Genomic DNA, 5,790 nt, shown 5'->3' with positions numbered 1-5,790 from the left:
GCCATGTGGGCGCCCAGCTCGGCGGCGTGATCTCCAAGAAGCTGCACCTGCACGCCCGCTCGATGACCTTCCTGCACCCGGTGACCAAGAAGCCGGTCACCGTGACGGCCTCCCTGCCCACGCACATGGCCAACACCTGGGAGACGCTCGGCTGGGCCGAGGACATCGCCGCCGACGATCCCTTCGCGGAGCTGCACTGAGCATGTCGCTGCGCCTTGTGATCTTCGACGTCGACGGCACCCTCGTCGACAGCCAGGCCGACATTCTCGCCTCTATGCAGGCGGCCTTCGGGGCCACCGGCCTCGCGGTGCCCCCGCGCGAGGAGATCCTCGCCATCGTCGGGCTGTCGCTGCCGCAGGCCATGGCCAAGCTTGCGCCCAAGGCCGACAAGGCGGCCCGCGCCGAGATGGTCGAGGCCTACAAATCCGCCTATCTCGCCCTGCGCGCCGAGAAGGGCACGCCCGAGAGTTCGCCGCTCTACCCGCATGTGCGCAAGGTGCTGACCCAGCTCCACGCCGAGCCCGACACGCTTCTGGGCCTCGCCACCGGCAAGTCGCGGCGCGGGCTCGACAAGCTGGTCGACGGGCACGAGATGCGCCAGCTCTTCGTCACCCAGCAATGCGCCGATGACCACCCCTCCAAACCGCACCCCTCGATGATCGAGGCGGCGCTTTCGGAGACCGGGGTCGAGACGCATCGCGCCGTGATGATCGGCGATACCAGCTACGACATGGACATGGCCCGCGCCGCCGGCATCCTCGCGATCGGCGTCACCTGGGGCTATCACGACGCCGAGCGGCTGCGCGACGCGCATCTCGTCATCGACGACATCCGCCTGCTGCCCGGCCTACTGACACAGATCTGGGAGCAGACCGCATGAGCGAATGGGCCCCCCGCCGCTTCTACGAGACCGCATCCGCCACGCAAGTCGAGGGCGGCCACGGCGTCGCGCTGGACGGCCGCCGGGTGATGACACCGGGCAAGTCGCCGTTGGTGGTGCCGACCCTCGGGCTGGCCGAGGCCATCGCCGCCGAGTGGCAGGCGCAGGGCGAGAAGATCGACCCCAACACCATGCCCTTCACCCGCACCGCCAACAGCGCCATCGAGAAGGTCACGCCGCAGCGCGAGGCGGTGGCGCAGATGCTGGCCGATTACGGCGACAGCGACCTGCTCTGCTACCGCGCCGACCAGCCCGAGGAGCTGGTGCAACGGCAGGCCGAGCGCTGGGATCCGCTGCTCGACTGGGCCGCCGCGCGCTTCGGCGCCCGGCTCGAACCCCGCGCCGGGGTGATCCACGCCCCGCAGGAGGCACAGGCGCTCGCGGCGCTGGCCCGCGAGGCGCATGCGCTCGACGCGTTCGAACTCGCGGCGTTCCACGATCTCGTGTCGCTGACCGGGTCTCTGGTGCTCGGCCTCGCCGCCACCGACCCCGCCCATGATCCCGAGGCGCTCTGGGCCCTGTCCCGGCTCGACGAGAGCTGGCAGGAAGAACTCTGGGGCGTTGACGAGGAAGCTCAGGAGGTTGCAGAGCGAAAACGCCAGGCCTTCCTGCACGCGCATAGGTTTTATTGGCTCTGCGAGGCTGATTAAACCGACCGCGCCGTCCGATTGACTGCTCAATTAGGCGGCACGTAAGGGTGATTTCTCAGGCAGAACGGCTTGACCTCCCAGAAGGAATCCTCCCAAACTCGCAGCCACCAGAGGAGGGGGAGCACCCATCCCAGGTTTTCACGGCCCCAAGGGGGCCAAGGAACCGGCTCACGAAGGGCCGGAAAACAGGAAGAGGTAAACATGAAGAACACCGTAATCCTTGGCGCGCTGACCGTCGCCGGTCTCGCCGCAGGAGCTGCCGGCGCCGCGACGCTCGACGACGTCAAGGCACGTGGCAATCTGAACTGCGGCGTGTCCACCGGCCTGACCGGCTTCTCGGCCCCCGACGCAAACGGCGTCTGGCAGGGCTTTGACGTCGCCGTCTGCCGTGCCGTTGCTGCCGCCGTCCTCGGTGACCCGATGGCGGTCGAATTCGTCTCGACCACCGGCCAGACCCGCTTCACTGCGCTGGCCTCGGGCGAGATCGACATGCTGGCCCGCAACACCACCTGGACCTTCTCGCGCGATGTCGACCTGAAGTTCGAATTCGTCGGCGTGAACTACTACGACGGCCAGGGCTTCATGGTTCCGAAAGAGCTGGGCGTGTCCTCGGCCAAGGAACTCGACGGCGCCACCGTCTGCATCCAGACCGGCACCACCACCGAGCTGAACCTCGCGGATTTCTTCCGTGTGAACAACATCAGCTACGAGCCGGTTCCGATCGAGACCAACGCCGAAGCGCAGCAGCAGTACCTTGCCGGTGCCTGTGACGTCTACACCACCGACGCCTCCGGCCTCGCCGCCACCCGCGCTTCCTTCGAAGCGCCGGGCGATCACGTGATCCTGCCGGAAATCATCTCGAAAGAGCCGCTCGGCCCGCTGGTCCGTCACGGCGACAGCGAGTGGGGCGACATCGTGCGCTGGAGCCTCAACGCTCTGGTCGCCGCCGAAGAATACGGCGTGACCTCGGCCAACATCGAGGAACTCTCCACGGCAGCCACCGACAACCCCGAGATCAACCGTCTGCTCGGCACCGAAGGTGAGCTTGGCGCGATGATCGGCCTCGAGGCCGACTGGGCCAAGAAGGCCATCATGGCCAACGGCAACTACGGCGAGATCTTCGAGAAGACCATCGGCGAAAACACCCCGATCGGCCTGTCGCGCGGCCTGAACGCGCAGTGGACCGAGGGCGGCCTGATGTACAGCCCGCCGTTCCGCTGATCGGACGGCACTAAATAGGGCGCGGGGAGAAATTCCCGCGCCCTTCTCAACTAACGACGACAAAAACAGAAAATCGGTCCGAAGGACCAAACTGAGTTCCCGGAGAGGGGCAGGATGCCGGAGCAACCGGCGCGACGCCTTGGAAAGAACGGGAACCTCCGGGGAGAAGACATGACGACGATGACCGACCCGCCGGGGCAGGGCTTCCGGCTGTCACAGCTTATTTACGACACACGCTACCGCTCGCTCACGATCCAGGTCGTGGCGATGATCCTGCTGATGCTGATGTTCTCGTGGCTGGTGTCGAACACCGTTCACAACCTGCAGACGCTGGGCAAGGATTTCGACTTCGGCTTCCTGACCCAGCCGTCCGGTTACGACATCAACCAGCGCCTGATCGAGTATGACAGCCAGTCGACCCACGGGCGGGCTGCCATCGTCGGCATCCTCAACACGCTGCTCGTCGCCGTGCTCGGCTGTGCGCTGGCCACCGTGCTGGGCGTGGTTGCGGGCGTTCTGCGGCTTTCGAACAACTGGCTCGTCTCGCGCCTGATGGCGGTCTATGTCGAGGGCTTCCGCAACGTGCCGCTGCTGCTCTGGATCGTTCTGATCTTTGCGCTGATGACCGAGAGCACCCCTGCCCCACGCGCCTTCCGCGGCGACACGCCCGACGCCTCGATGCTGTTCGACGCCGTGGCGATCACCAACCGCGGCGTCTATATCCCGGCGATCCATTTCTCCTCGCCCTTCTTCACCAATGGCCTGTTCAACTGGCTGCTGATCCTCGTGGTGCTGGGCGCCTCGATCTTCGCCGTGCAGCGCCTGCGCCACTGGGCCACCGAGAAGCAGGAAGCCACCGGCGACCGGCCGACCACGTGGTACCTGATCCTCGGCATTCTGATCGTCCCCACCGGCCTGCTGATGCTGCTGATGGGCGCCTTCCTCGACATGCCCTCGCTGCAGGGCTTCAACTTCGGCGGCGGCATCCACCTGCGCAACTCGCTGATCGCCCTGTGGCTGGCGCTGTCGCTCTACACAGGCGCCTTCATCGCCGAGATCGTCCGTGGAGGCATCCTCGCGGTCAACAAGGGCCAGACCGAGGCCGCCTACGCGCTCGGGCTGCGCCCGGGCACCACGATGAACCTGGTGATCCTGCCGCAGGCCCTGCGGGTCATCATCCCGCCGCTGATCTCGCAATTCCTCAACCTCACCAAGAACAGCTCTCTCGCCATCGCCGTGGGCTACATGGACGTCCGCTCCACCCTTGGCGGTATCACCATCAACCAGACCGGACGCGAGCTCGAGGGCATGCTGCTGCTCGGGCTGTTCTACCTCGTGCTCAGCCTGCTGATCTCGGGTGTGATGAACGTCTACAACGCCTCCGTGAAGCTGAAGGAGCGCTGACATGAGCGATACACACGCACAGACCGTCGCCTATGTCCGCGACACCATGGTCGAGGAGCAGGACCCGCCGCTGTCGCAGTCCGGCGCCTACAAGTGGATCCACGAGAACATGTTCTCGACCCCGCTCAACGTCTTCCTGACGGTGGTATCGCTGTTCGTGATCTGGACCGTGCTGAGCCACGTGCTGCCCTGGGCGGTGATGGGCATCTGGGAGGCCGACAGCCTCGCCCAGTGCCGCGAGATCCGCGATCAGATCTACGGCGCCGATGCGTCGGTGGCCTGCTGGGCGGTGATCTCCGAGCGCTGGAACCAGCTGCTCTTCGGCTTCTACCCGCCCGAGCTCTACTGGCGCCCGGTGCTGGCCTTCGTGCTGTTCCTCGCCGCCATCGCGCCTGTGCTCTTCGCCTCGGTGCCGCGCAAGATGCTGTGGTTCTCGGCTGCCGCGCCCTTCGTGCTCTACTGGCTGCTCTGGGGCGGTTCGCTCTGGGGGCCCATCGCCGTCGCCGCGGGCTTCGTCCTCGGCGCCGTGGTGATGCGCTTCGCGGCCCCTGCCCTCGGCGCACTCGCGGGCGTGCTGCTGGCGATCCTCGTTCCGCTGCTCTACTGGTTCCTGATCTGCGGCCCGCTCGCAGGCGCGCTGAATGCGGTGATCCCGCTCGAGCTGGTCAACGTGCGCTCCAATGACATGGGCGGCTTCATGCTGGCGATGATCATCGGCGTCTCGGGCATCGCGCTGTCGCTGCCCCTGGGCATCGTGCTGGCGCTGGGACGGCAATCGGACCTGTTCATCATCAACAAGTGCTCGGTGTTCTTCATCGAGGTGATCCGCGGCGTGCCGCTGATCGTCTGGCTGTTCACCGCCTCGCTGCTGCTGAACTACTTCCTGCCGCCGGGGACCAATTTCGACCTCATGCTGCGGGTCATCATCATGGTGACGCTGTTCTCCTCGGCCTATATCGCCGAGGTGGTGCGCGGCGGCCTCGCGGCGCTTCCCAAGGGCCAGTACGAGGCGGCCGACGCGCTTGGCCTCGACTACTGGAAGTCGATGCGGCTGATCATCCTGCCGCAGGCGCTGAAGATCTCGATCCCGGGCATCGTGAACACCTTCATCGGCCTGTTCAAGGACACCACGCTGGTGGTCTTCATCGGCCTGCTCGATCCCATCGGCCTGTCGAACGCCATCCGCGCCAGCACCGACTGGAACGGCATCTACTGGGAACTCTTCGTCTTCATCGGCCTCTGCTTCTTCATCTTCTGCTTCAGCATGGGCCGCTACTCCCTCTTCCTCGAGAAAAAGCTCCGTCGTGAGCACCGCTAAGGAGACCTGATCATGCAACAACAGGCGACCGATACCGTCGACCGCAGCCAGATGACCGTCTCCGACGAGGTGGCCATCCAGATCACCAAGATGAACAAGTGGTACGGCAACTTCCACGTGCTGCGCGACATCGACCTCACGGTGCATCGCGGCGAGCGCATCGTCATCGCCGGGCCCTCGGGCTCGGGCAAGTCGACGATGATCCGCTGCATCAACCGGCTGGAAGAGCACCAGGCGGGCAAGATCGTCGTCGACGG

At 65.7% G+C, this 5,790-nt stretch carries 6 protein-coding genes and 1 pseudogene; all 7 read left to right on the top strand.

Annotated features, from left to right (window positions below):
• Positions 1 to 200, top strand: a pseudogene (locus AC6RA4_RS22850) (RluA family pseudouridine synthase); the annotation flags it as partial.
• A 2-nt stretch (positions 201 to 202) separates the two neighbouring features.
• Positions 203 to 880, top strand: coding sequence for an HAD-IA family hydrolase (locus tag AC6RA4_RS22845; RefSeq protein ID WP_500164217.1), 678 nt, complete (start codon positions 203 to 205; stop codon positions 878 to 880).
• Positions 877 to 1,590: an ATP12 family chaperone protein gene (locus tag AC6RA4_RS22840; protein WP_500164216.1), complete on the top strand. Its 714-nt coding sequence runs from the start codon at positions 877 to 879 to the stop codon at positions 1,588 to 1,590. Before AC6RA4_RS22845 ends, AC6RA4_RS22840 begins: the two co-directional genes overlap by 4 nt.
• Positions 1,591 to 1,791: 201 nt before the next feature.
• On the top strand, positions 1,792 to 2,811 hold the full coding sequence (locus tag AC6RA4_RS22835) for an amino acid ABC transporter substrate-binding protein (protein WP_500164214.1): 1,020 nt from the start codon (positions 1,792 to 1,794) through the stop codon (positions 2,809 to 2,811).
• A gap of 171 nt (positions 2,812 to 2,982) precedes the next feature.
• Positions 2,983 to 4,215: an amino acid ABC transporter permease gene (locus tag AC6RA4_RS22830; protein WP_500164212.1), complete on the top strand. Its 1,233-nt coding sequence runs from the start codon at positions 2,983 to 2,985 to the stop codon at positions 4,213 to 4,215.
• A 1-nt stretch (position 4,216) separates the two neighbouring features.
• Entirely contained in the window at positions 4,217 to 5,533 is a 1,317-nt protein-coding gene (locus tag AC6RA4_RS22825) for an amino acid ABC transporter permease (RefSeq protein ID WP_500164210.1), read from the top strand.
• A 12-nt stretch (positions 5,534 to 5,545) separates the two neighbouring features.
• Positions 5,546 to 5,790 (top strand): ATP-binding cassette domain-containing protein (locus tag AC6RA4_RS22820; RefSeq protein WP_500164209.1); only part of this gene is annotated, 245 nt, incomplete at its 3' end.

Source organism: Salipiger sp. (genome assembly GCF_059781815.1).
This window is presented reverse-complemented; position numbering and strand designations above follow the sequence as displayed.